The sequence below is a fragment of the Klebsiella sp. Q2 genome, from assembly GCF_009900705.1.
Taxonomy (GTDB): domain Bacteria; phylum Pseudomonadota; class Gammaproteobacteria; order Enterobacterales; family Enterobacteriaceae; genus Klebsiella; species Klebsiella quasipneumoniae.
In genome coordinates this window covers 483,904-509,689 of sequence record NZ_JAAABE010000003.1, presented here as the reverse complement: position 1 = coordinate 509,689, position 25,786 = coordinate 483,904, and the positions used below count along the sequence as shown (strand labels likewise).

General features: G+C 61.3%; 23 protein-coding genes. 9 read left to right on the top strand and 14 right to left on the bottom strand.

Features of this window, described 5'->3' with window-relative positions; all coding sequences use genetic code 11:
* Nucleotides 1-3 precede the first annotated feature (3 nt).
* From GT756_RS14230 to ssuD, 8 genes are all read right to left on the bottom strand, one after another.
* Nucleotides 4-1,227, bottom strand: a complete 1,224-nt coding sequence (locus tag GT756_RS14230; RefSeq protein WP_004205543.1) for an acyl-CoA dehydrogenase family protein — start codon at nucleotides 1,225-1,227, stop codon at nucleotides 4-6.
* A gap of 10 nt (nucleotides 1,228-1,237) precedes the next feature.
* Nucleotides 1,238-2,659 carry an MFS transporter gene (locus tag GT756_RS14225; protein WP_160124855.1) on the bottom strand — a complete coding sequence of 474 codons (1,422 nt, stop codon included), beginning with the start codon at nucleotides 2,657-2,659 and terminating at the stop codon, nucleotides 1,238-1,240.
* A gap of 193 nt (nucleotides 2,660-2,852) precedes the next feature.
* Nucleotides 2,853-3,731, bottom strand: coding sequence for a MetQ/NlpA family ABC transporter substrate-binding protein (locus GT756_RS14220; protein WP_160124854.1), 879 nt, complete (start codon nucleotides 3,729-3,731; stop codon nucleotides 2,853-2,855).
* A complete protein-coding gene (locus tag GT756_RS14215) occupies nucleotides 3,728-4,426 on the bottom strand; it encodes a methionine ABC transporter permease (RefSeq protein ID WP_160124853.1) in 699 nt (232 codons plus the stop codon). The genes GT756_RS14220 and GT756_RS14215 overlap by 4 nt, the downstream gene beginning before the upstream one ends.
* Nucleotides 4,423-5,445, bottom strand: a complete 1,023-nt coding sequence (locus GT756_RS14210; protein WP_023319026.1) for a methionine ABC transporter ATP-binding protein — start codon at nucleotides 5,443-5,445, stop codon at nucleotides 4,423-4,425. The genes GT756_RS14215 and GT756_RS14210 overlap by 4 nt, the downstream gene beginning before the upstream one ends.
* Nucleotides 5,442-6,848 carry an LLM class flavin-dependent oxidoreductase gene (locus GT756_RS14205; RefSeq protein WP_043520773.1) on the bottom strand — a complete coding sequence of 469 codons (1,407 nt, stop codon included), beginning with the start codon at nucleotides 6,846-6,848 and terminating at the stop codon, nucleotides 5,442-5,444. The genes GT756_RS14210 and GT756_RS14205 overlap by 4 nt, the downstream gene beginning before the upstream one ends.
* A 73-nt stretch (nucleotides 6,849-6,921) precedes the next feature.
* Nucleotides 6,922-8,319: an FAD/NAD(P)-binding protein gene (locus tag GT756_RS14200; RefSeq protein WP_048295488.1), complete on the bottom strand. Its 1,398-nt coding sequence runs from the start codon at nucleotides 8,317-8,319 to the stop codon at nucleotides 6,922-6,924.
* A gap of 46 nt (nucleotides 8,320-8,365) precedes the next feature.
* Nucleotides 8,366-9,538, bottom strand: a complete 1,173-nt coding sequence (ssuD, locus tag GT756_RS14195; protein WP_004205532.1) for an FMNH2-dependent alkanesulfonate monooxygenase — start codon at nucleotides 9,536-9,538, stop codon at nucleotides 8,366-8,368.
* 272 nt (nucleotides 9,539-9,810) lie between these two features.
* Between ssuD and GT756_RS14190 the strand changes: the two genes are divergently transcribed.
* Both GT756_RS14190 and xni read left to right on the top strand, forming a co-directional pair.
* Nucleotides 9,811-11,754 (top strand): sigma-54-dependent Fis family transcriptional regulator, encoded by a 1,944-nt coding sequence (locus GT756_RS14190; protein ID WP_023319030.1) that lies wholly within the window; start codon nucleotides 9,811-9,813, stop codon nucleotides 11,752-11,754.
* A 96-nt stretch (nucleotides 11,755-11,850) separates the two neighbouring features.
* Entirely contained in the window at nucleotides 11,851-12,606 is a 756-nt protein-coding gene (gene xni / locus GT756_RS14185) for a flap endonuclease Xni (protein ID WP_023319031.1), read from the top strand.
* A 58-nt stretch (nucleotides 12,607-12,664) separates the two neighbouring features.
* Here xni and fucO read toward each other — a convergent pair whose 3' ends face one another.
* Both fucO and fucA read right to left on the bottom strand, forming a co-directional pair.
* A complete protein-coding gene (fucO, locus tag GT756_RS14180) occupies nucleotides 12,665-13,813 on the bottom strand; it encodes a lactaldehyde reductase (protein WP_064178245.1) in 1,149 nt (382 codons plus the stop codon).
* 27 nt (nucleotides 13,814-13,840) lie between these two features.
* Nucleotides 13,841-14,488 carry an L-fuculose-phosphate aldolase gene (gene fucA / locus GT756_RS14175; protein ID WP_002915470.1) on the bottom strand — a complete coding sequence of 216 codons (648 nt, stop codon included), beginning with the start codon at nucleotides 14,486-14,488 and terminating at the stop codon, nucleotides 13,841-13,843.
* 566 nt (nucleotides 14,489-15,054) lie between these two features.
* Between fucA and fucP the strand changes: the two genes are divergently transcribed.
* From fucP to fucR, 5 genes are all read left to right on the top strand, one after another.
* Nucleotides 15,055-16,365 carry an L-fucose:H+ symporter permease gene (gene fucP / locus GT756_RS14170; RefSeq protein WP_048295492.1) on the top strand — a complete coding sequence of 437 codons (1,311 nt, stop codon included), beginning with the start codon at nucleotides 15,055-15,057 and terminating at the stop codon, nucleotides 16,363-16,365.
* 32 nt (nucleotides 16,366-16,397) lie between these two features.
* A complete protein-coding gene (gene fucI, locus GT756_RS14165; protein WP_160124852.1) occupies nucleotides 16,398-18,173 on the top strand; it encodes an L-fucose isomerase in 1,776 nt (591 codons plus the stop codon).
* Nucleotides 18,174-18,280: 107 nt separating this feature from the next.
* Nucleotides 18,281-19,699, top strand: coding sequence for an L-fuculokinase (fucK, locus tag GT756_RS14160; protein WP_160124851.1), 1,419 nt, complete (start codon nucleotides 18,281-18,283; stop codon nucleotides 19,697-19,699).
* Between the two features lies 1 nt (nucleotide 19,700).
* A complete protein-coding gene (gene fucU, locus GT756_RS14155) occupies nucleotides 19,701-20,123 on the top strand; it encodes an L-fucose mutarotase (RefSeq protein ID WP_017899197.1) in 423 nt (140 codons plus the stop codon).
* A 58-nt stretch (nucleotides 20,124-20,181) separates the two neighbouring features.
* Complete coding sequence (gene fucR / locus GT756_RS14150) at nucleotides 20,182-20,892, top strand: L-fucose operon activator (RefSeq protein WP_004205519.1); 711 nt, start codon at nucleotides 20,182-20,184, stop codon at nucleotides 20,890-20,892.
* A 52-nt stretch (nucleotides 20,893-20,944) separates the two neighbouring features.
* Here the strand turns inward: fucR and rlmM are convergent, their stop codons facing one another.
* From rlmM to GT756_RS14130, 4 genes are all read right to left on the bottom strand, one after another.
* Complete coding sequence (gene rlmM / locus GT756_RS14145) at nucleotides 20,945-22,045, bottom strand: 23S rRNA (cytidine(2498)-2'-O)-methyltransferase RlmM (protein ID WP_004205518.1); 1,101 nt, start codon at nucleotides 22,043-22,045, stop codon at nucleotides 20,945-20,947.
* Complete coding sequence (locus GT756_RS14140; protein ID WP_002915543.1) at nucleotides 22,038-22,433, bottom strand: DUF423 domain-containing protein; 396 nt, start codon at nucleotides 22,431-22,433, stop codon at nucleotides 22,038-22,040. Before GT756_RS14140 ends, rlmM begins: the two co-directional genes overlap by 8 nt.
* Nucleotides 22,434-22,452: 19 nt before the next feature.
* The gene (gcvA, locus tag GT756_RS14135) at nucleotides 22,453-23,370 is read right to left on the bottom strand and encodes a glycine cleavage system transcriptional regulator GcvA (protein WP_002915545.1); all 918 of its coding nucleotides are present in this window, start codon (nucleotides 23,368-23,370) and stop codon (nucleotides 22,453-22,455) included.
* Between the two features lie 351 nt (nucleotides 23,371-23,721).
* Nucleotides 23,722-23,946 carry a YgdI/YgdR family lipoprotein gene (locus GT756_RS14130; protein WP_002915549.1) on the bottom strand — a complete coding sequence of 75 codons (225 nt, stop codon included), beginning with the start codon at nucleotides 23,944-23,946 and terminating at the stop codon, nucleotides 23,722-23,724.
* Nucleotides 23,947-24,143: 197 nt separating this feature from the next.
* Here GT756_RS14130 and csdA point away from each other — a divergent pair, with 197 nt between their 5' ends.
* Nucleotides 24,144-25,349 carry a cysteine desulfurase CsdA gene (gene csdA / locus GT756_RS14125; RefSeq protein ID WP_004205516.1) on the top strand — a complete coding sequence of 402 codons (1,206 nt, stop codon included), beginning with the start codon at nucleotides 24,144-24,146 and terminating at the stop codon, nucleotides 25,347-25,349.
* Nucleotides 25,349-25,780, top strand: coding sequence for a cysteine desulfurase sulfur acceptor subunit CsdE (gene csdE / locus GT756_RS14120; protein ID WP_080841384.1), 432 nt, complete (start codon nucleotides 25,349-25,351; stop codon nucleotides 25,778-25,780). The genes csdA and csdE overlap by 1 nt, the downstream gene beginning before the upstream one ends.
* Nucleotides 25,781-25,786: the final 6 nt, after the last annotated feature.

Sequence of the window (25,786 nt, the reverse complement as noted above, 5' to 3'; positions counted from 1 at the left end):
GACTTATCCCGCCGTTTTCTCACCATTGCCAATCTGCCAGATGAAGGTCGGCGCCTCACCGTTCACCAGCCAGTTTCCGATATTGCGCGCCTTGTAAATCACCGGATTATGCGAGGCGACCGTCCGCGCATTGCGCCAGTGACGGTCCAGCGCCAGACGGGTACGCGTATCCGACGCCCCGAGGGCATTGAACAGCTCCGTCGCCGCCCGCGGGATCCAGTCGCTGGCGATCACCTGCGCCTGCGCCGCTTCCACTTCCGCCAGCTGGTTGCGCCGGGCGATCAGCGCTTCGTCGTCGCTGACGTGCGCCACATAGGCCTGCTGCAGCGATTCTGCGGCCTGCAGTACCGCGGCCCGGGTCGCCCATGCCCAGCTGCTAATCTGCCCAACGACCTGCAGAACCTGGGCATCATCGCGCGGTACGGCGGCGTTGCCGTGGCTGTACATCCGGGACCGGTGCTTGACGCCCTGCGCGGCATCCCGCTCAACCGCCAGGCCGATGCCCGCGAGGGTCGCCAGCAGCACATGCTGATAGAAGGCGGTCTGATAGCGAAAGCGCTGGGCAAAGTCGTAGACGTGGTCGGTTTCCACCCGGGCGTCGGTGAAGCGGGTGGTCCCGCTGCCAGTCAGCCGCTGGCCAAAGCCATCCCAGTCATCTTCCCGCGCCACGCCGGGCTGTTGGGTGCTGACCAGGGCAATCACATCGCCACCGGTATCGCTGCGCCGGGCAAACACATCGATCCAGTCGGCGTACAGCGCGCCGGTGCTGTAGAACTTCTCGCCGTCGAGTCGCCAGCCGCCCTCTGCCGGCGTCACCCGAGTGTTCACGTCCCCCAGCTTAACCGCGCCGATCTCCGTCCAGCCGCTGCCCACCAGCTCGCCGTCAAGGAAGCGACGAAACCAGCGGTCGCGCCCGGCGGAATCCGGCTGATTCAGCTGATCTTCCACAAAAGCAAAGTGCGCGCGCAGGGCCTGCGGCAGGTTAGAATCCGCTTGCGCCAGCTCAATCAGCAGCGCGCTGAGCTGCGGCAGCGAAGCGCCCCAGCCGCCCTTCTCGCGCGGGATACGCAGCGTGCCGAAGCCCGCTTCTTTCAGCCAGCGGATCGGCTCCTCGGGCAGAACGCGCTGCTGTTCGCGTTCCGCGGCGCCCTGGGCGATGCGGGTGAATATCGGGCGGAAGGCGGCCGCCAGCGCGTCATAATCGGTGCCAGTGGAGAGCAAGGTCATAGTCGGTTCCTTATTCATGAATTGCGTCAATATCTTCTCGTGTCGGTTCATGACGGACCGCCAGCAGGAAGAAAATGGGAATAATGGCGGCAAGCGAGACCACCCAGAACATCTGCGTGCCGAGCGAGGCCTGCAGCAGCGGCAGAATAAACAGCGCCAGCGCGCTGCCGATCCCGGAGAGCGCCCGGCTGAAACCGACCCCGGTGGCGCGAATGGCGGTGGGATAGGAGAGCGCCGGGTAGATCATCAGCTGCGCCCCCGGGCCAAATCCTTCGGCGAAGAGCCACAGTCCCAGCATCGCGATGGCCAGTACGATGCCTGCCGTCGCGTGCGGTTGCCCCACCAGCGCCAGCACAATCAGCGCCACAAACTGCAGGGCAAAGCCGGCTATCGCCACATGACGCGAAGGGTATTTCCACGCCAGATGCATACCAAGCAGCCCGCCGGTAAAGGCAAACAGGGCGTTCAGCCCCAGTGATGCCGAAATAGTTTCGAAGACGCCAGCCCCGAGAAACTGGGCAAGAATTGACGGCAGGAAAAAGGCAATCGCCGTGTACTCGAAGGAGATACAGATGTTCATCACCCCGGCGACGATAGTCCGCTCACGGTAGGGTTTTTCGAACAGCACGCGAAAGCTCACTTTCGGCGCCGACGCCGGCTTCGCCGTCGGGACCTCATGGGCATGGATCCCCCAGGAGTCGCGTAAGATGCGCACCGCAGAGGTCAGATCGCCCTGGTTCGCCGCCCACAGCGGGGATTCGTTCATGAACCGGCTGCGGACGGCGATAATCAGCAGCGCCGGCACGGCGCCGAACAGCAGGGAGGCGCGCCACAGCCAGTCAAGATGCTCCTGCGGCAACAGGAAATAGAGACCGAAGATAATAAGAAAGCAGACGGTTGAGGCGGCGTACCACATCGGGCACCACGCCGCGAGGCGAGCCGCTTTGTTGCCTTTGCCGGCAAAGCGGGAAAACTCGGCCAGATAGGACATCGCCACCGGCAGGTCGATGCCGACGCCGATGCCCATCAGGAAGCGAGCGCCAATCAACACCCAGACGTTTGGCGCCAGCCCGGCGGCGATAGCCGAAATAACGAAAAAGAACATATCGGCCATAAACACCGAATAGCGACCATATTTATCGGTCAGCCAGCCGCCAATAATATTGCCGACAATGGTCCCGACCATAATGGAGGAGGTCACCAGGCCGGTCAGCAGCGGCGAGAGCTGAAATTCACGCACGACGTCATCAATACCGTAAGAGAGCGTGGTTAAGTCATACGCGTCGAGAAAAACGCCGCCCAGCGCGAGGAAGACAATCATCCGCGCATATTTCGCCTGTTCCCTGCCGGAATTAATTAGCCGCGCCACATCCACGACGCTACTGACCGGTACCGAAGCGATACCGGGATTATCCACTGGTAATGTACTCATTTTTTCACCTTATTATTTTGTGCAGGTCATCAGCGGTTATAAACCTCGAGCGGCGAGAATCAAAACAACAATTCATACTATAAAAATCAATATAATCAATAAGTTAATTAAAATCACCAGCACAAAAAGGACGCGCTTTCGCGCATCCTAAAAGGAAGTAAATAACAACGAAAAGAGACGTCGTGCAGGACGCTTATTCCGCCGATACCGGAACTAATACGTCTTTTACCAGCGGATCGTTGGTGGTTTTTAACCACGTCTGGATCCGTGGGTCAGAAAAGGCCTGTTTTAATTTGACGATATTTTCCTGCGATAAATACGGCGTACCAATCACTAATTGCGAAGCAAAGGTGCGCGGCGCCGGCGGGAATAAAATGCCTTTCTCACGCGGCACTTTCCCGGCGTCAAATTGCGAGACATAGCCGATGGCGGCATCCACCGAATTTAACGCCCGCGGCATGGTCAGCAGATCCAGCTCTTTAAAGACAAACTGATGCGGGTTGTCGACAATATTTTTCAGCTTCGCCGTGCGCGGCTCTACCGCCGGGTCAAGCGAGATCAAACCAATGCGCTGCAGCAGCCACAGAGCCTGTCCCTGATTGGCGCCGTCGTCAGGCACCACGATGGTCGCGCCGTTGGGCAACGCCTGTACCGACGAGTAGCGGTCGGAATAGATGCCGAACGCCCACTGGAACACCGGCACCGTAGTCGACAGCGCAAAGCCGTTGGCGTCCACCACCTGTTTAAGCCACCACTGATGCTGATAGATCGTCCCGTCATACTGTCCTTCCGCTACCGCGCGGTCAGCCTGAACCGGATCCTGCACCCCCACCGCCTCCAGCTTCAGGCCGTAATCGGGCGCAATATGCTGATTAATATATTCAATAATCCGCTGCTCGCCGGCCATCGCCGGCTCATAGTGAATTTTTAACGTGCTGCCGAAGACCACCTGCTGGCTTTGGGTATGTCCCCGCCACCACCAGAAAGCGATGGCGAGCAGGATAATCACCGCCAGCGCCGCCAGCCAGGGCCAGCGCCGCGCTTTACGTAACTCAAATTGCTCTGTTGTCATACAAGGTTCCCCTGCGTGTGGCGTAAACGGTTGACCAGGCGGTCACCCAAAAATTGAATCACCTGGATCGTGGCGATCAGGGCCACGATCGTCGCGATCATGATATGGTTGTCGAAGCGCTGATAGCCGTACACCACGGCCAGGTAGCCGATGCCCCCGGCGCCGATGGTCCCGGCGATGGCCGAATACTCGATCATCGAGACCAGGTTTAGCGTCACCGCCGCCACCAGCGCCGGCAATGCTTCACTGAGCTGCGCGCTGGCAATGATTTGCCAGCGCGATCCACCGCAGACGACGCCCACCGCGGTGACCTCCGCCGGCAGCTCGCGCAGCGCGTTCTCCACCAGACGGCCAAAGAACGGGACGCCGGCGGCGATCATCGGCACCACCGCGGCGGGGATGCCAATCGTGGTGCCGGTCAGCCAGTAAGTGAACGGGATAATAGCGGCCATCAGCACCAGAAACGGCAGCGAACGTCCCATGTTGACCACCCAGTTCAGCAGCCGGTACAGCAGTGCGTGCGGAAATAATCCCCGCGGCGAGGCGTTAAATAGCACCACCCCCACCAGCCCTCCCAGCGTGACGACAAACAGCATCACAATGGCCACCATCAGCCAGGTTTCGCCATAGGCGGGAAGCAGCAGCGAAGGGATTTCGCTCCAGGGGGTGTCCTGGCTGTTGACTGTCGGTTTCATACCGCCTCCCTGAGCAACGGCGCGCTGTCGAGGATCTCCGCCGTCATGCCGAGCTGCGCCAGCAGGCCCTGCAGCCGCGCGGGCGACAGGCGTTCGCCCTGAAAGCGCACTCCAACCTGCAGACGACCGGCCAGTCGACCGTTAATCACCTCGACGTGGCCGCCAAGGAGATCGATCTGCAGCGCCCACTGCTGGCTCAGGCGGCTGATCCAGTCGGTGGCCACCGGCACATCCCAGCGGTAGCTCAGACGCAGCAGCAAATCGCTGTGGGCCGCTGCCGCCGGCGTCAGCGGCAACAGCTGCTGGCCGAGCAGGGAATCGGGACGCGCCAGCAGATCTTCGAGCCGCCCGTACTGGACGATCGTCCCGTCGCGGATCTCCGCCACCGCATCCGCCGCCGAGCGCACGGCGTCCATTTCATGGGTGATCAGGACGATCGCCAACTGGTACTCATCACGCAGCCGCTTGAGCAGAGTCAGCACCGAGGCCGTGGCCTGAGGATCGAGGCCGGAGGTGGCTTCATCCGCCAGCAGAACGGACGGGCGCAGCGCCAGCGCGCGGGCAATGGCGATCCGCTGGCGCTGGCCGCCGGAGAGCTGGGCCGGCCAGGCATCCGCTTTGTGGCTCAGGCCGACGCTCTCCAGCAGCTCACCGACCCGCGCCTTGATATCGCGCTCCACCACGCCAAGCCACGCCAGCGGCAGGGCGACATTCTCCCAGGCGGTCCTGCGGCTCAGCAGCGCCGAAGACTGGAAAACGGTGCCAATCGCCCGCCTCTCCCGGCGCAGCGCCTCGCCGGACAGCACCGACAGATCCAGGCCATTGATACGAATGCTGCCGCTGTCCGGGCGCTCCAGCAGGCTGATGCAGCGCGCGAGAGTTGATTTACCGGCGCCGCTCGGCCCCACCACCGCGGTGATGGAGCGCTCAGGCACCTGCAGCGACAGCCCTTTCAGCACCGCGCTGAGCCGGCCATCCGCCGTGCGGTAGCTTTTATGCAGATCATCGATAGCGATCATGTCACCTTCTCCTCTACCGATGCCGCCGTGCGCGCATCGCGTCGGTAGCTGGCGCCCGGGTGAGGCGCGGCCAGACGCGGACCGGCGCCGAACAGTTTTTCGCGCAGGGTCCCCTCACGGTACTCTTGCTTAAAGACGCCGCGCTTTTGCAGCTCTGGCACCAGCAGCTCGACGACGTCGCGGAAGGTTTCGTGGGTGACGGCATAGGCAAGGTTAAAGCCATCGACATCCGTCTCTTCGACCCAGGACTGCAGTTCGTCCGCCACGGTTTGCGCGCTGCCGACCACCAGCGGGCCGAAGCCGCCGATACCGGCCCAGTCGGCCAGGGCCTGCACCGTCCACTGCCGGTTCGGGTCCGCAGTGGAGAAGGCCTCCACCGCCGACTGAATGGCGTTGGTGTGCAGATACTTCAGCACCTGATCCGGCTGATACTGGCCGAAATCAATCCCCGTCCAGCCGGAGAGCAGCGCCAGCGCGCCTTCATAACTGACGTACTGCTTATATTCCTGCCATTTCGCCTGCGCCTCGCGGTCGGTGTCGCCAACAATTACCGTCTGCAGATTGAAGATCAGAATGCTGTGCGGATCGCGCCCCGCCTCAGCCGCCCGGCGGCGAATATCCGCCACCGTCTTCTTCAGCAGCACTTTCGACGGCGCAGCGACGAAGACGCATTCGGCATGGCCGGCGGCGAACTGTTTGCCGCGGCTGGACGCTCCCGCCTGATACAGTACCGGTGTGCGCTGCGGGGATGGCTCGCAGAGGTGGATCCCCGGCACGGAAAAGAACTGTCCCTGATGGTTAATGGGATGGATTTTCCGCGGATCGCTGAAGATCCTGCGCTCTCTGTCGCGCAGCACCGCCCCGTCCTCCCAGCTTCCCTCCAGCAGTTTGTAGATCACCTGCAAATACTCATCGGCATAGTCATAGCGGGTGTCGTGGTCGGTCTGAGTTTGCTGGCCGATATTGCGCGCCCCGCTCTCCAGATAGGAGGTGACGATGTTCCAGCCCACCCGCCCTTTGGTCAGATGGTCGAGCGTCGACAGACGACGGGCGAAGGGGTAAGGATGCTCAAACGACAGCGAGGCGGTCAGACCGAAGCCCAGATGCTCCGTCACCAGCGCCATCGGAGTGATCAGGGCCAGCGGATCGTTGACCGGCACCTGCGTCGCCTGGCGGATCGCCGCGTCGCCGCTGCCGTTCAGCACGTCGTAGACGCCAAGCACGTCGGCGATAAACAGCCCGTCGAACTTGCCGCGCTCCAGCAGTCGCGCCAGATCCACCCAGTACTCCAGATCTTTATACTGCCAGGAGCGATCCCGGGGATGCGCCCACAGGCCCGGCGACTGATGGCCGACGCAGTTCATATCGAAAGCGTTAAGACGAATTTCACGTTGTGATGACATAGCAATCTCCATAGCGCGGCCCGTCGCCGGGGCGCACGCGGCAAAATGAATCAGGGAAGGTAAAGGGAGGTATTCAGTACGCTGGACATCGGGAGTCCTGCGGGATCCCGAGCGTGAGTAACGCTTGCGCCGCCACCTCAGCGGCATGGTCGGCTACCTGCGGCAGGCCCATCAGTTCGCCAAAACGCCCGCGGGCGGCCGGACCGGCCACCAGCACCGGCAGCGCCTCAACCTGCGGATCAGCCACTGCCCGGGAACGGCTGTCCACCTCCAGGCCCATGCCGAGAGCATCAGCGCGAATCAGGCCGCGGCGGGCAAGGTCCTGTAAAAATGGCTGGCTGTCGGTTAGGGCACGGTGCGCGGGTCCGGTCGTCAGGATCAGGTGATCGACGCTCAGGGTCTGCACGCCGCCGCCGCGCCGCGCCAGCGTCAGACGCAGCGTCTCGCCTTCAGCGCTCATCGACAGTAGCCTGGCCGCCTGCACCTGCAGACTGCCCGTGCGCTGGCGCGCCTCCAGCACCTCGGCGACCTGCGGCGCCACGCGGTAGCGGTGGACATCCCAGTAATGGCGCAGATGGCGCAGAAAACGCTGGCGATCGGCGACGCTGAGCGCCTGCCAGATCCGCTGCCCCTGCTGGCGGACCGCATCCAGCACCACCTGCCAGCTCAGGCCCTGCTGCGCCGCATACGCCACATCGAGGCGGATCTGGCGCAGGCGCTGGCGCAAGTTGCCCTGCTGATAGTCGCCGGGCCATGCTGCCCCCGCGCCGCTGAGGTTACCGCGCGACAGCAGGCCGTGGCGCGAAAAGGCGATGATACTGCCGCGGTGGCCCAACCGGTCCAGCGTCGCGACCGTATCGGCCATGGTTAATCCGGTGCCCATCACCGCCACCCGGGCGTGCGGGGCGATGGCGTCGAGCGCGCCAGGCTGCCACGGGTTGGCAATCAGCGCCGGATGGTGACGCCAGGCTTCGGCCTGCGCCGGCAGCGAAGGCGGTGGATGGCTGATCGCCAGCACCAGCAGGTCGGCCTTAAGCTGCAGTCCGCCCTCAGTGCTAACCGTCCCCTGATGAAAAGCGAACGCCCGATCGCGCAGGTGGCGCAGCCGTCCGCCGCTGGCGGCCGCGGCGTCGGAAAAACGCTGTGCCACATAGCGACCAAACTGGCCGCGCTGAGGGTAGACGGAACCGTCCGGGCGCAGCGCCTGCGCATCGGCGGCAAAGGCAGGCTGACGGCGGTACCAGCGATCGAAGGCGCCCTCTTCATCACCGGTCAGTTGCATACGGGCGGCCGGGACGTTAATCCGGTGCGTCGGCTCCGCGGTGGAGTAGGCCACCCCGGCGCCGGGAGTCTGACGCGGCTCCAGCAGCGTCACGCGCACCCCGTTCGGCGCCAGGCGCAGCAGCTCAATCGCCACCGCCGCGCCGCTGAAGCCACCGCCGATAATCACGATATGCGGTTCTGCACTCATCGCTGCCCTCCTCCGGTATGCTGTCTCATGGTCGCGCTCCTGGCCATCAGCTGGCGCTGGCCTGGCGCACCGGGCGCTTATCGCCGCCGATGGTTTCGCCAAACGGACCGGTGTTCACGCTGCGCGCCTTCGACGAGGCCGCGTTTTCCAGCGGCAGCAGAGGCATCACCAGCTCAGCGAAGCGGTGTGCCTCTTCCAGATGCGGGTAGCCGGAAAAGATAAAATTGCTGATGCCGAGCGCCTGATATTCGCGGATGCGCTCCGCCACCTGCTGCGGATTACCCACCAGCGCGGTACCCGCACCGCCGCGCACCAGCCCGACGCCGGCCCACAGATTAGGGGCAATACGCAGATTGTCGCGCGATCCCTGATGCAGGGCGCTCATCCGCGCCTGGCCAGCCGAGTCCATGCGGGCGAAGATCTTTTGCGCCTGAGCGATGGTGTCGTCGTCAAGATGGGCGATCAGCCGGTCGGCGGCGGCCCACGCCTCCTCTTCCGTTTCGCGCACGATGACGTGCAGACGGATGCCATATTGCAGGGTGCGCCCGCGGGCCGCGGCGCGCTCGCGCACCACCGCCAGCTTCTCCGCCACCAGTTCCGGCGGTTCGCCCCACGTTAGATAACTGTCGATCTGTTCGGCCGCCACATCGATAGCCGCCTCAGAAGAGCCGCCGAAGTACAGCGGCGGGCCATTCTCCTGAACCGGCGGAAACAGCACTTCCGCCCCCTCGACATGAATATGCTCCCCGTGATAGTCCACTTTCTCCCCGCGCAGCAGGCGGGAGTAAACGTCGAGAAATTCGCGGGTCACCTGGTAGCGTTCGCTGTGGCTGAGAAAGATGCCATCGCCTTTGTTTTCCACCGGGTCGCCACCGGTGACGACATTGATCAGCAGCCGTCCTTCCGATAAACGGTCGAGGGTGGCCGCCATCCGCGCCGCCAGAGTGGGCGGCTGCAGACCCGGTCTGACCGCCACCAGATAGCGCAGACGGCGGGTCAACGGCGCCAGCGCCGAGGCCACCAGCCACGAATCTTCACAGCTTTTACCGGTGGGGATCAGCACGCCGTAATAACCCAGGCTGTCGGCCGCCAGCGCCACCTGCTGCAGATAAGGTAAATCGACCGGACGTCCACCCTCGGTGGTGCCCAGATAGCGGCCATCGCCATGGGTAGGTAAGAACCAGAAGACATTGATCTTGTCGGGAACTTGCTGCGTCATTATCTATTTCCTATATAACCATATCCGATATTTATCGAAGAGAAGTTTTAATTTGGTTATATGAGTGTTAGCGATAATCATGCCAATGGTGAATAAAAAATTACATTTTTAAAATCAAGGGATTGAAAACATCCCACGCGCGTCGTGCTGTTGCAAATCCCGCAGCCGCCGCGCATCCGCTGGCGCATTTGCAACAGCCGTCGGCCTTTCCCCCTCTGGTTTCCGCCGCCGCCGCAGGATAAGTTCAGGAGGTCAACGACCGGAGGCCCGCTATGCTGAACCCAGAATCCCCTTCCACCGCGCCCGCGCTGATCGACCCGGCATCGAAGGCTTTCCAGAGCCTGCTGGACAAGCTCGCGCCGACGGAGGCTACCGTGCTGATCGTGGGCGAAACCGGCACCGGCAAGGAGGTGGTGGCGCGCTATCTCCATCACCACAGTCCCCGCCGCCAGCAGCCGTTTCTGGCCGTTAACTGCGGCGCGCTAACCGAGAGCCTTGCCGAAGCCGAACTGTTCGGCCATGAGAAAGGCGCCTTCACCGGCGCGCAGCAGGGACAGCCCGGCTGGTTTGAAGCCGCGGAAGGGGGGACGCTGCTGCTGGACGAGATCGGCGAATTAAGCCTGCCCCTGCAGGTCAAGCTGTTACGGGTGCTGCAGGAGCGCGAAATTACCCGCGTCGGCTCGCGCAAAGCGATTAAAGTGAATGTCCGGGTAATTGCCGCCACTCACGTCGACCTGGCCCAGGCAATCCGCGAGCGCCGCTTTCGCGAAGATCTCTACTATCGGCTGAATATCGCGGTGGTGCCGCTGCCGCCGCTGCGCCAGCGTCGGCAGGATATCCCGCAGCTGGCTCACCACTTTTTATCGCTCTATGCCCGCCGCCTCGGCCGGCCAACCCTGCGTCTGGCGCCGGAGTCGCTGGCCCGGCTGATGGACTATGCGTGGCCGGGTAATATTCGTGAGCTGGAAAACACCCTGCACAACGCGGTGCTGCTCAGTAAAGAAGAGGAGATTAGCCCCGCCCAGCTGCGCCTGGCGACGCTCAACGACGCCCCGTCGCCGGCGAGCGATCATGAACTGGACGACTTTATTCGCCACCAGCTGGCGCTTCCCGGCGAGCCGCTGTGGCAGCGGGTGACCAGCGCGCTGATCCGCCACGCCATGGCGCATTGCGACGATAATCAGAGCCAGGCGGCCGCGCTGTTAGGGATCAGTCGGCATACCTTACGCACCCAGCTCGCTAACCTCGGACTGATCAAAAGCCGCCGCCGTCCGCCTGCGCCGCCGCGGGCGTTCGCCAGCGCGACCGGGGCCGATCGCGAGCTGCGCATTGGCTACCAGCGCTTCGGCAGCCTCGGGATCCTGAAAGCCCGCCAGAGTCTGGAGACCGCCTTCGCCAGCCTCGGCGTCAACGTGCTGTGGAGCGAGTTTCCCGCCGGACCGCAGCTCCTTCACGCCCTCGCCTGCAACGAGATCGACTTTGGCACCACCGGAGAAGCGCCGCCGGTGTTCGCCCAGGCCAGCAACAGCGAACTGATGTACGTGGCGTGGGAGCCGCCGGCGCCGCGCAGCGTGGCGATGGTCGTCCCGCAGGAGAGCGACATTCGCCAGCTCAGCGATCTGCGCGGAAAACGCATCGCCCTCAATAAAGGGTCGAATGTCCACTGGCTGCTGCTGCAGATCCTCGAGGACGCCGGGCTGGGGCTGAACGACGTGCGGGTGGTCTATACCCCGCCGAAATACCCGCTGACCGCCAGCGACTATCTGGCGGTGGACGCCTGGATGATGTGGGATCCGCTGCTCAGCGACGCCGAACACACCGGCGAGCTGCGGGTGGTCGCCAGCGGCGAAGGACGGGTCAACAACCATCAGTTTTATCTCTCGCGACGGGACTATCTCGCTCAGCACGGCGATATCATGCGCCGCCTGCTGACGGAGCTGACCCACACCGGGCAGTTTATCGACTCGCATCGTGGCGAAGCGGCCCGCTTACTCTCAGCAGAGCTGGGGATTGACGCCCGGTCGCTGCGCATCGCCCTCGCCCGCCGTAGCCATCGCCCAAGGCCGATGGATCTGTCGGTGATCCGCGCCCAGCAGACCATCGCCGATCGCTTTTACGCCCTCGGGCTTATCACCAAACCGGTCCCGGTGCGGGAAGCGGTGTGGTACGGCGAGCCCGCGCCCGGCGTCGCCAGCTCGCTGATGGCGGTCAGTTAGCGAAAATTGCGCGTTATCTTCCTGATTGTTCAGGCGCAGATAGCCTCGATCCGATGGCGATGTTACCCTAAAGACGCTGAGAATAAGGGGGTATCTGTGGCTGTTCATCTGTTAATCGTCGACGCGTTAAATCTGATCCGCCGCATCCACGCGGTGCAGGGTTCGCCCTGCGTCGATACCTGCCTGCATGCGCTGGAGCAGCTGATTGTCCACAGTCAGCCCACCCACGCGGTGGCGGTGTTTGATGATGAGGATCGCGCCCACGGCTGGCGCCACCAGCGCCTGCCGGAGTACAAAGCCGGCCGCGCGCCGATGCCGGATACGCTGGTCGCCGAGATGCCGGCGCTGCGGGCCGCCTTCGAACAGCGGGGGATCCGCTGCTGGGCCTCGCCGGGCAGCGAAGCGGACGATCTCGCCGCCACCCTGGCGGTGAAGGTGGCCCAGGCGGGCCATCAGGCCACCATTGTCTCCACCGACAAAGGCTACTGCCAGCTGCTGTCGCCCACCATCCGCATCCGCGACTACTTTCAGAAGCGCTGGCTGGACGCCCCCTTCATCGCCAGTGAGTTCGGCGTCACCCCGGAGCAGCTGGCGGATTACTGGGGGCTGGCGGGGATCAGCAGCTCGAAGGTGCCGGGCGTGGCGGGCATTGGCCCGAAAAGCGCCGCCCAGCTGCTGAACGAGTTTCAGGACCTGGAGGGGCTGTATGCCCGCCTGGCAGAGGTCCCGGAAAAGTGGCGCAAAAAGCTGGCAGCGCATCAGGAGATGGCCTTCACCTGCCGGGAAGTGGCCCGCCTGCAGACCGACCTACAGCTGGATGGCAATCTGCAGCAGCTGCGGCTGACGCGCTGACCCTACCCGAGCGTGGTGCCGGCGCGGCGGCACCGCCTGCTTCCCCCGGGCCGGCCCCTCACCAGGCCGCCTGATATAACTCGACGATATCGGCCAGGCTCGCCTCGCGCGGGTTGCCGCCGGTACACACATCCGCCAGCGCCGCCTGGGCCAGCGCCGGAATATCCTCTTTCCTGACATCCACCTCGCGCAGATGGCCGGGAATACCGACATCGCGGTTTAGCTGGCACACCGCCTCCACCGCCGCCAGACGCGCGGCGCTCAGGCTTAACGCTTCCCCTTTGACGCCCATCGCCCTGGCGATATCGCGATATTTTTCCCCGGTCGCCTCAGCATTAAAGCGCATCACGTGCGGCAGCAGGATGGCATTCGCCACGCCGTGCGGCGTGTTGTAAAAAGCGCCGAGCGGATGCGCCATGCCGTGCACCAGGCCAAGCCCGACGTTGGAAAATCCCATTCCCGCCACATACTGGCCGAGCGCCATAGCTTCCCCCGCTCCGGCGTCGCCGGCAACCGAGCCGCGTAGCGCGCCGGCGATGATCTCGATGGCCTTGAGGTGCAGCGCATCGGTCAATGCCCAGGCGCCGCGAGTGAGGTACCCTTCGATAGCGTGCGTCAGGGCGTCCACGCCGGTGGCCGCCTTCAGCGTCGGCGGCATGGCGTCCATCATATCGGCATCGATAAAGGCCACCTGCGGAATATCGTGCGGGTCGACGCAGACGAATTTGCGCCGCTGTTCTTCATCGGTGATGACATAGTTAATCGTCACCTCCGCCGCGGTCCCCGCGGTGGTCGGCACCGCGAAGATCGGCACGCTGGGCTGACGGGTGGGCGACAGCCCCTCCAGGCTGCGAACATCGGCGAACGCCGGGTTACGCTGAATAATACCGATCGCCTTACAGGTATCCTGCGGCGAACCGCCGCCGATGGCGATCAGGTAATCCGCCCCGCTGCGCTGAAAGGCCTGCAACCCCTGCTGAACCACGGCGATGGTGGGGTTCGGGATCACGTCGCTGAACATGTCCCATGCCAGCCCGGCGGCGTCCAGTTTGTCAGTGACTTTTGCCGCCACGCCGCACTTCGCGAGGGTCCTGTCGGTCACGATCAATGCCTTGCGATAACCGCGCCGCATCACTTCATCGGTTAATGCGTTTATCGCCCCCCGGCCAAACCACGCCGTTTCGTTGAGGATCATTCGGTTTGCCATCGCGTCTCTCCTGTTAGGGTTGCGGCATCACTCTTCAATGCGTAATCCGTAGGTTTTAAACTTCTCCAGCACGATGGCGATCGCCTCGTCATCCAGCACGGGGACCGGGTCGGTAATCGCCAGGGTGCTGAGATAGAGCTGGGCCAGGACTTCCACTTCATGCGCCAGCCAGAGCGCTTTCTCCAGGCTGGCCTCGCAGGCGATCAGGCCATGATGCTGCAGCAGCGTGGCTTTGCGGTGCTTCAGCGCCACCGCGACATGCTCAGACAGTTCGCGGGTGCCGAAGGTGGCATAGGGCGCGCAGGGGATCGAATTCCCGCCGGCGGCGGCGATCATATAGTGGATGGCCGGAATTGGCCGGTTGAGGATCGATACCGCCGTACAATGGACTGCGTGATTGTGAACTACCGCCTGGGCATCGGGCCGCGTCTGGTAGGCCGCCTGATGGAAACGCCATTCGCTGGAGGGCAGTTTTCCCTGCTCATGCTGGCCGTCGGCATCAATAAAGACGATCTTGTCTTCCGTCAGTTTTTCATAGGGGATGCCGGTGGGCGTGATCAGCATCCCCCCCTGATAGCGCACGCTGACATTGCCGGCGGTCCCCTGATTTAACCCCAGGCGGGTCATTTCCAGGCAGGTATCGATAATCTGCCGGGCCAGTCTGTTTCTTTCCATTGTTTTCCTCTTTTAGCGACTCATCATCCGTCAACGGCAGGGCAACGTAATTATTGTTGGCGACCGTGGGATAGGTTGAATAATGTTCTCCATCTTCAGCCTGAATAATCGCAGGGGAATTTCCATCGCCATATTTTGTGAACCAGGTCAATTATTCCATCATAAAAAAAGGGATGTGACTGGTTAAGCGGATGTTGAAAATGCCCGTTCTTAAAAATATTTCTTCAAGCGGGCATTTTATTTTTCTGTAACATTTGCCCGTTTTCCACGATATATATTCAATCGGTCATTGGCGTTGTGGTTTTGTGAATTTATTTCCTCAAACGGTCAGTCATTTTGAAAAATTAAAGTGACAATTATCACATAAAATGGTCCACAGAGCGTTAAGTGTGACCCTCATCATATTAACAGGCGGTTTTTATTTGAAAATGAAGCCATGAGTTCCGCCGTGACTTTCATTTCACTCACCGGCGCGTCACCTGAGCTCACTTAATTTTGCGGTCTGCTGCAGCACCAGACTGCGCCCTGAATGCTGTTGTAAATGCTTCTGAACTGATGAGGACGCTATGGGAAACACAACGATACCAACGCAAAGTTACCGCGCCATGGAGAGCGGGCAAAGTAAGAGCTACATTATTCCTTTTGCTCTGCTGTGCTCCCTCTTTTTTCTGTGGGCCGTGGCCAATAATCTCAATGATATTTTATTACCGCAGTTTCAACAGGCCTTTACCCTGACTAATTTTCAGGCCGGATTAATCCAGTCGGCTTTTTATTTTGGCTATTTTATTATTCCCATCCCCGCCGGGATGCTGATGAAAAAATTCAGCTATAAAGCCGGCATTCTTACGGGTCTGTTTTTATATGCTTGCGGCGCCGCGCTGTTCTGGCCTGCCGCCGAAGTAATGAATTACACCTTATTCCTGATTGGGTTATTTATTATCGCCGCCGGGCTTGGCTGTCTGGAAACCGCGGCCAACCCATTTGTCACCGTCCTCGGTCCGGAAAGCGGCGGTCACTTCCGCCTGAATCTGGCCCAGACCTTTAACTCATTTGGCGCCATTATTGCCGTGGTATTTGGCCAGAGCCTTATTTTGTCCAACGTCCCGCATCAGCCGCAGGAGGTGCTGGATAAAATGACGCCAGAGCAGCTCGGCGCCTGGAAGCACAGCCTGGTCCTGTCGGTACAAACCCCCTATATGATTATCGTGGCCATCGTGCTGCTGGTCGCCCTGCTGATCGTCTGTACCCGTTTCCCGTCGCTGCAAAGCGATGACCACAGCGACAGCGCGCAGAGCACGTTTCTCGCCTCGCTGTCGCGCCTGATGCGCATCCGCCACTGGCGCTGGGCGGTACTGGCTCAGTTCTGCTATGTCGGTGCGCAAACCGCCTGCTGGAGCTATCTGATTCGCTACGCTGTCGAAGAGATCCCGGGCATGACGGCCGGTTTCGCCGCCAACTACCTGACCGGCACCATGGTCTGTTTCTTTATTGGCCGTTTCACCGGCACCTGGCTGATCCGCCGCTTCGCGCCGCATAACGTGCTCGCTATCTATGCGCTTATCGCCATGCTGCTCTGTCTGCTCTCCGCCTTCAGCGGCGGCCACGTCGGTCTGCTGGCCCTGACCCTGTGCAGCGCCTTTATGTCCATTCAGTACCCGACCATCTTCTCGTTGGGGATTAAGCACCTGGGCCAGGACACCAAATATGGCTCGTCATTTATCGTCATGACCATCATCGGCGGCGGGATCGTCACCCCGGTAATGGGCTTTGTCAGCGACGCCGCCGGCAATATCCCGACCGCCGAACTGGTTCCGGCGCTGTGCTTCGCCATCATCTTTATTTTTGCCCGTTTCCGCTCGCAAGCGGCGACGAACTAAACCTGTTATCCGCATAACCTGAGGGATCTGTAATGAAAAAAATCAGCTTACCGAAGATCGGTATCCGCCCGGTAATCGATGGTCGTCGCATGGGGGTTCGCGAATCGCTGGAAGCGCAAACCATGAACATGGCGAAAGCCACCGCCGCGCTTATCAGTGAGAAGCTGCGCCATGCCTGCGGCGCCCGGGTGGAGTGCGTGATCGCCGATACCTGCATCGCCGGCATGGCCGAGTCGGCCGCCTGTGAAGAGAAATTCAGCAGCCAGAACGTTGGCGTCACCATCACCGTCACCCCCTGCTGGTGCTACGGCAGCGAAACCATCGATATGGATCCGCTGCGCCCGAAGGCCATCTGGGGCTTCAACGGCACCGAGCGTCCGGGAGCGGTCTATCTGGCCGCGACGCTGGCGGCCCACAGCCAGAAAGGGATCCCGGCGTTCTCCATCTACGGGCATGATGTGCAGGATGCCGATGACACCTCGATCCCGGCGGATGTCGAAGAAAAATTGTTGCGCTTCGCTCGCGCTGGCCTGGCGGTCGCCAGTATGAAAGGGAAAAGTTATCTGTCGCTGGGCGGCGTCTCAATGGGCATCGCCGGCTCCATCGTCGACCACAACTTCTTTGAATCCTGGCTCGGGATGAAGGTTCAGGCTGTCGACATGACGGAGCTGCGCCGGCGAATCGATCAGAAAATCTATGATGAAATCGAGCTGGAGATGGCGCTGGCGTGGGCGGATAAACATTTCCGCTACGGCGAAGATCAGAACGCCGAGCAGTATAAGCGCAATGAGGCGCAGAGCCGCGCGGTGCTGAAAGAGAGCCTGCTGATGGCGATGTGCATCCGCGACATGATGCAGGGCAACGCGAAGCTGGCGGAAAAAGGGCTGGTGGAGGAGTCGCTGGGCTACAACGCCATCGCCGCCGGCTTCCAGGGCCAGCGTCACTGGACCGATCAATACCCCAATGGCGATACCGCCGAAGCGCTGCTCAATAGCTCCTTTGACTGGAACGGCGTGCGCGAGCCGTTCGTCGTCGCCACCGAAAACGACAGCCTCAACGGCGTGGCCATGCTGATGGGCCACCAGCTCACCGGCACTGCCCAGGTGTTTGCCGACGTGCGCACCTACTGGTCGCCGGAGGCCGTAGAGCGCGTCACCGGGCAGCCGCTCACCGGCCGGGCGGAGCACGGCATCATTCACCTGATTAACTCCGGCTCCGCGGCGCTGGACGGCTCCTGCCAGCAGCGCGACGCGCAGGGCAACCCGACGATGAAACCTCACTGGGAGATTGAGCAGAACGAGGCGGATGCCTGCCTCGCGGCCACCGAATGGTGCCCGGCGATCCATGAATACTTCCGCGGCGGCGGCTTCTCTTCCCGCTTCCTGACCGAAGGCGGCGTGCCGTTCACCATGACCCGGGTGAACATCATCAAAGGCCTGGGACCGGTACTGCAAATCGCCGAAGGCTGGAGCGTGGCGCTGCCCAAAGCGATGCACGACCAGCTCGACGCCCGCACCAACTCCACCTGGCCCACCACCTGGTTTGCCCCGCGCCTGACCGGCAAAGGCCCGTTCAGCGATGTGTACTCGGTCATGGCTAACTGGGGCGCCAACCACGGCGTGCTGACCATCGGCCATGTCGGCGCGGATTTCATTACCCTCGCCGCCATGCTGCGCATTCCGGTCTGCATGCACAACGTGGAAGCGGCGAAAATCTACCGCCCCTCCGCCTGGGCCGCGCACGGTATGGACATCGAAGGCCAGGACTACCGCGCCTGCCAGAACTACGGGCCGCTGTATAAGCGTTAACAGGTGGGTTTAGCCCGGTGGCGCAGGCTTACCGGGCCTACAGACGCGCGCTGTTTGTAGGCCGGATAAGCGCCGCGCCATTCGGCAATGTTGTTTCGGGAGTCACTATGAAGCAAGACGTAATCCTGGTCCTCGACTGCGGCGCCACGAACGTGCGGGCGATGGCCGTTGACCGACAGGGGAACATTATCGCCCGCGCCGCAACGGCGAACGCCAGCGACATTGCGGCGGAAAAAAGCGACTGGCACCAGTGGTCGCTGGAGGCCATTATGCAGCGCTTTGCCGACTGCTGTCGGCAGATCCATGACCAGCTGGCCTCCTGCACGGTGCGCGGCATCACCGTCACGACCTTTGGCGTCGATGGCGCGCTGGTGGATGAGCAGGGTGCGCCGCTGTATCCGATAATCAGCTGGAAATGCCCGCGCACCGCGGCGGTAATGGACACCATCAGCCGGTATATGTCCGCGCGCCAGCTGCAGCAAATCGCCGGCGTCGGCGCCTTTGCATTCAACACCCTGTATAAGCTGATCTGGCTGAAAGAGAACCACCCGCAGCTGCTGGCGCAGGCCCATGCCTGGCTGTTTATTTCGTCGCTGATCAACCATCGGCTGACCGGGGAGTTCACCACCGACCTCACCATGGCGGGCACCAGCCAGATGCTCGATCTCCGACAGCGCGATTTCAGCGCGCCGATCCTGCAGGCGACCGGCCTGCCGCGCCGCCTGTTCCCGCAGCTGGTTGAAGCAGGCCAGCCGATCGGCGCCCTGCTGCCGGAGGCCGCTGCGCTGCTGGGCCTTCCCGTCGGGGTCCCGGTTATCTCGGCCGGGCACGACACCCAGTTCGCCCTGTTTGGCGCCGGCGCCGGGCAGGATGAGCCGGTGCTCTCCTCAGGGACCTGGGAGATCCTGATGGTGCGCAGCGCGCAGGTCGACACCTCGCTGCTCTGCGACTACAGCGGCTCCACTTGCGAGCTGGACAGCCAGCCGGGACGCTATAACCCGGGGATGCAGTGGCTGGCCTCCGGCGTGCTCGAGTGGGTGCGCAAGCTACTGTGGAACACTGACACGCCGTGGCAAACGCTGATTGACGAAGCGCAGGCGATCCCGCCCGGTGCCCAGGGCGTCAGAATGCAGTGCGACCTGCTCGCCAGCCAGCACGCCGGCTGGCAGGGCGTCACGCTCAACACCACCCGCGGCCATTTTTACCGCGCCGCGCTGGAGGGGTTAAGCGACCAGCTGGCGAAGCATCTGCAAACCCTGGAAAACATCGGCCGCTTCCGGGCGCAAGAGCTGCTGCTGGTCGGCGGCGGCAGCCGCAACGCGCTGTGGAACCAGATCAAGGCTGACCGGCTGGGAATACCGATCAAAGTTCTCGACGATGCCGAAACCACGGTGGCCGGCGCGGCGATGTTTGGCTGGTATGGCGTGGGCGAGTTCTCTTCCCCGGAACAGGCCAGAGCGCAGGTCGCGTACCGCTACCGCTATTTTTGGCCGCAAACTGAACCTGAATTAACAGAGGAAGTCTGAGATGCTCAAAACCATTTCCCCGCTGATATCGCCGGAACTGCTGAAAGTGCTGGCCGAAATGGGCCATGGGGATGAAATTATTTTTTCCGATGCCCACTTCCCGGCGCACAGCATGGGTCCGCAGGTGATTCGGGCCGACGGCCTGCGGGTCAGCGATCTGCTGCAGGCGATTATCCCGTTGTTCGAGTTAGACAGCTATGCGCCGCCGCTGGTGATGATGGCCGCCGTCGAAGGCGATGCGCTCGACCCGACGGTGGAACAGCGCTATCGGCAGGCGCTTTCGGCGCAGGCCCCCTGCCCGGATATCGTGCGGATTGACCGCTTTGCCTTCTACGACCGGGCGCAAAAAGCCTTTGCGATCGTTATCACAGGAGAGTGCGCTAAGTACGGAAATATCCTTTTAAAAAAAGGAGTCACGCCGTAATCTCATGCCGGAGCGTCTGCCTGATGCAGACGCTCAATCAATGATGGGGTGAGAATAAATGAAAGCGGCCCGCCAGCAGGCGATCGTCGATCTCCTGATCAACCACAGCAGCCTGACCACCGAAACGTTGTCAAAACAGCTCAACGTCAGCAGGGAAACCATTCGCCGCGATCTCAGCGAGCTGCAGGCGCAGGGCAAAGTGCTGCGCAACCACGGCCGGGCTAAAGTGATCCACCAGCGCAGCCAGGACAGCGGCGACCCTTTTCACATGCGGCTGAAAAGCCATTACGCGCATAAAGCCGATATCGCCCGCGAAGCGCTGGCCTGGATTGACGAAGGGATGGTCATCGCCCTCGATGCCAGCTCCACCTGCTGGTATCTCGCCCGCCAGCTGCCGGACCGCCCGCTGCACGTCTTTACCAACAGCCAGCCCATCTGTCAGGAGCTGGCTAAACGCGACCAGATCATGCTCACCTGCTCCGGCGGTACTCTGCAGCGGAAATATGGCTGCTACGTTAACCCGGCGCTGATTTCCCAGCTGAAATCGCTGGAGATCGATCTGTTTATTTTTTCCTGCGAAGGCATCGACCCGCAGGGCGCGCTGTGGGACTCCAATGCCTTCAATGCCGACTTCAAATCGATCCTGCTTAAGCGGGCGGCGCAGTCGCTGCTGCTGATCGACAAAAGCAAGTTCAACCGCTCCGGCGAAGCGAGGATTGGTCATCTGGATGAGGTGACGCATATTGTGTCGGATGCGCCTCAGCCTTAAGCATGCGGCGAAGGCCAGAGGACATGCGCGTCTCTGGCCTCAGGGTGAGTGATTAACGCTCGTCGCGACGTCCGCCAACGGCGGCCCAGAGGCGACGCACGTGAACGGTCACCTCTTCACGATCGTGATACAGCTGACGCGCCTGGATCTGGGCGTTAACGCCGTGCTCGTCCAACTGGGCCTGAATGTAGGCCAGATTCTGCGACACCTCTTCATAGCGCTTTTTCATCGGCAGCTTGAGGTTGAAGATGGTCTCCCGGCACCAGCCGTTGACCAGCCACTGCGCCATCAGCGCCGCCACTTTCGCTGGCTTTTCCACCATATCGCAGACCATCCACGAGATGTTATTGCGGTTAGGACGATAGCGGAAACCGTCTTCACGCAGCCAGGTCACCTGGCCGGTATCCATCAGGCTCTGGGCCATCGGGCCGTTATCGACCGAAGAGACCCACATGTTGCGTTTCACCAGCTGATAGGTCCAGCCGCCCGGGCAGGCGCCGAGGTCGACGGCATACATGCCGTTCGCCAGGCGCTCGTCCCACTCGTCCGCCGGAATAAAAACGTGGAACGCCTCTTCCAGCTTGAGGGTGGAGCGGCTCGGCGCGTCGGACGGAAACTTCAGCCGCGGAATGCCCATATAGAACGGCGAGTTATTGTTACTGTACGAGTAGCCGGTATAGCAGCAGCCCGGGGCGATAAAGAACACATGCACCACCGGACGCTTCGGCGTTTCATAGCTGGTCAGGACGCCCGCTTCGCGCAGCGCCGCGCGCAGCGGCACGGTAAACTTGCGGCAGAACTTCATCAGCTCTTTGCTTTCGTTGGTGTCCGCCACCTCGACGCGCAGATCGCCGCCCTTCTCCACCACGCCCTGCAGCATGCCGACGATCGGCGTAATGCGATCCTCCGGCGGCAGGTCGCGCAGCAGTTCGCCCACCACAAACATCTGGCGGGCGAAGATCAGCGAGCTGAACGGCAGATCGCGCACCAGCTTCTCGCCATCATCCTGCTGATAGCCTTCAAAAATCACATAGCCAGAGTCTTCTTTGACCCGGGCGAAACCAAACACCTCGAGGCGGGCTGCCTTATCGGTAATTTCTGCTGCGCACTCTTTCTCAAACCCAGGGCGACAATAGAGGACAACCTTATTCATGAACAACGCCCTTACGTTTCAGACGAATTGCACCAATTAACATTAACACCCAGCCGGCGAGGAAGCTCACGCCGCCCACCGGGGTCACGAACGCCCACAGGCGTAAATGAGAGAGCGCCAGGCAGTAGAGGCTGCCGCTGAACAGCACGGTCCCTAACGCCAGAAACACGCTACTCCAGTAGAACCAGATACTGATCCGACGCTGCATCGCCACCGCCAGACCAAAAATCGCCAGGGTATGGAAGGCCTGATACTCCAGGCCGGTATGGATCCAGGCCATCTCCGCCGCGCCGAGCGATTGACTTAAGACATGCGCGCCGAAGGCACCCAGAGCCACAAAGATAAAGCCGCTAATCGCGGCGAATATCAGCATAAAACGGCTGGTCATGTTGTTACCCTACAAGTAATTATTGTTCATAACGAAAGCGGAATTTTTCTTGTTCACTTGCCGCTTTCGCCAGAATCCACTGCCGGAAAGCGGCTATTTTACCCAGTTCTGCCTGACTGTCATGGCAAACAAGGTAAAACGCATTCTTACTGACCAGAACATCATTAAATGGACACACCAGGCGACCGGCTTCAATTTCGGACTGCGCCATGACATTGTTGGCCAGCGCCACGCCCTGCCCGTGAATGGCCGCCTGCAGCACCATCGCGCTGTGGCTGAAAATCGGCCCCTGCTGCACATTAATATGGCTTAGACCAAGCTGGCGGGTATAAGTTTGCCAGTCGCGGCGGGACGCATCGTGAAGCAGCGTATGTTGCGCCAGATCGGCAGGCGTTTTCAATGCTTTATCGCCGGTGAGCAGCAGCGGGGAACAGACCGGCAGCAGATACTCGGCGTACAGTTTTTCCACACGCAGGCCCGGCCAGTTGCCGCGACCGTAAAAAATCGCCACATCGACATCGTCCGCCAGCTTATCCTCCTGACGGTCCACCGCCTGGATCCTGACGTCGATTCCCGGATAAGCTGAGTTAAAGCTTGTCAGTCTCGGCACCAGCCACTGGATGGCGAAACTTGGCAATAAACTGACCGTTAATGCCCCTTTGGCGCTGCGCGCCTGCAGTTTACGCGTCGCTTCCGTCAGTTGCGAAAAAATCTCTTTAATATCCTGAAAATAGCTCTGCCCTTCTTCCGTTAACAGCAGCGAACGATTGCGCCGACGGAACAGCTTAAGGCCCAGAAAATCCTCGAGAGACTTGATTTGGTGGCTGACTGCGGCCTGCGTCACAAAAAGCTCATCGGCTGCCCGAGTGAAGCTGAGATGGCGTGCGGCTGCATCAAAAACACGTAATGCATTCAGAGGAGGTAATCGCTTCGACATGGTTATTCTGGCTTAGATGTTAACTCAATTTAACAAATAGGAAACAATGGTTAACCTATTAGTTTTTTTTATCTGAGCCATTATAAATTGTCCGTTGAGGTTCTACCAGCAAATACCTATAGTGGCGGCACTTCCTGAGCCGGAACGAGAAGCTTTTTTTGGAATGCGTGTTCCATCAAGCTTTTGGCTTACGGTTGTGATGTTGTGTTGTTGTGTTTGCAATTGGTCTGTCTTTGCAGACCCCGGTAGCAAGGCTACCCCTTTTCACTTCCTGTACATTTACCCTGTCTGTCCATAGTGATTTAATGTAGCACCGCAACGCGCGGTGCTTTTTTTTGCCTTTTTACTGCCTTACTCGTCCAGCTCACCCAGCTGTTTCACGTCAGAGCGATTGATCTGCTGTTTGTTGCCCCACGCGTCCTTATACGAGATCATGCCAGTATCATTATCGGTTTGCGGTTTCCCGTCGGTAACGATGGTCCGCCCATCATTGGTATGCATCACATAGTTAGAGGAACAGGCGCTCAGGCCTAAAGTCAGCATACAGGCAGAGATAATCGCAGCGGCCTTAGTCATTTTCATTTTTCTCTCCTTACGGCTATTTATACTATTCGTGACTCGTTAAGTAATAGGTTAAAACACAAACCCAACACTTTTCAGCATAACCCTCTTTGACCCACGTGGAGTCACATTCGGACAATTCCACAGAGCGCAGAGGCCTTGTCACGCCCGACAAATTGCGCGACGATCGCGGTATTGATACGAGGAATTCCATGAACGCATTCAACCCTGCGCACTTTCGCGCGCAGTTTCCGGCTCTGGCCGATGCCGGCGTCTATCTCGACAGCGCGGCGACGGCGCTCAAACCGCAGGCGGTGATCGACGCCAGCGACCAGTTTTATCGCCTGAGCGCCGGCAACGTCCACCGCAGTCAATTCGCCGCCGCCCAGCGGCTGACCGAGCGCTATGAGGCGGCCCGCGAGCGCGTGGCGGCGTGGCTGAACGCCCCCTCAGGCAAAGATATCGTCTGGACGCGGGGGACCACCGAGGCCATCAATATGGTGGCGCAGAGCTACGTCCGGCCGCGCCTGCAGCCTGGCGATGAAATTCTCGTTAGCGAAGCCGAGCATCATGCCAACCTCGTGCCCTGGCTTATGGTGGCCGGGCAAACCGGCGCCAGAGTGGTCAAGCTGCCGCTCGGCGCCGACCGCCTGCCGGATATCGCCAGCCTCAGCGCGCTCATTACCCCGCGCAGCCGGGTGCTGGCCATCGGCCAGATGTCCAACGTCACCGGCGGCTGCCCGGACCTGGCTCAGGCCATCCGCCTTGCTCACGCCGCCGGGATGGTGGTGATGGTCGACGGCGCGCAGGGGGCGGTACATTTCCCCGCGGACGTGCAGGCGCTGGATATCGATTTTTACGCCTTTTCCGGCCATAAGCTGTATGGCCCGACCGGGATCGGCGCCCTGTACGGCAAAAGCGAACTGCTGGCGGCGATGTCGCCCTGGCTCGGCGGCGGGAAGATGATCGCCGAAGTCAGCTTTGACGGCTTTACGCCACAGCCGGCCCCTTATGGCCTTGAGGCCGGTACGCCCAATGTCGCCGGGGTTATCGGCCTCAGCGCCGCGCTGGAGTGGCTGGCGCAGAGCGATATCGGCCAGGCGGAAAACTGGAGCCGCAGCCTGGCGAGCCTGGCGGAAGAGGCGCTGGCGAAACGGCCGGGCTTCCGCTCTTTCCGCTGCCAGCAGTCAAGCCTGCTCGCCTTTGAGTTCGACGGTATTCATCACAGCGATCTGGTGACGCTGCTGGCCGAGTCCGGCATTGCCCTGCGCGCCGGGCAGCACTGCGCCCAGCCGCTGCTGGCGGCTTTAGGAGTCAGCGGCACGCTGCGGGCCTCTTTCGCCCCCTACAATACCCAAGACGATGTTGCGGCGCTGGTCCACGCGGTGGATCGCGCCCTGGAAATTTTGGTGGATTAATGACGACCCTGCACCCCTTCGGCACGACCATTACCGACGCCACGCTGCGCCAGACCTTCGCCCCGCTGAACCAGTGGGAGGATAAATATCGGCAGCTGATTTTATTGGGCAAAAAGCTGCCGACGCTGACCGATGAGCGCAAAGCGCAGGCCCATGAGATTGCCGGGTGTGAGAACCGCGTCTGGCTGGGCTATGAGGAGGACGCCGAGGGCAGGCTGCACTTCTTTGGCGACAGCGAAGGAAGGATTGTGCGCGGTCTGCTGGCGGTACTTTTAACCGCCGTGGAAGGCAAAAGCGCCGCTGAGCTGCTGGCACAGGATCCGCTGGCGCTGTTCGACGAGCTGGGGCTGCGCGGCCAGCTCAGCGCCTCACGCAGCCAGGGCCTCAGCGCCCTGAGCGAGGCGGTGCTCGCCGCCGCCCGCGAGCGCTAATCTCAA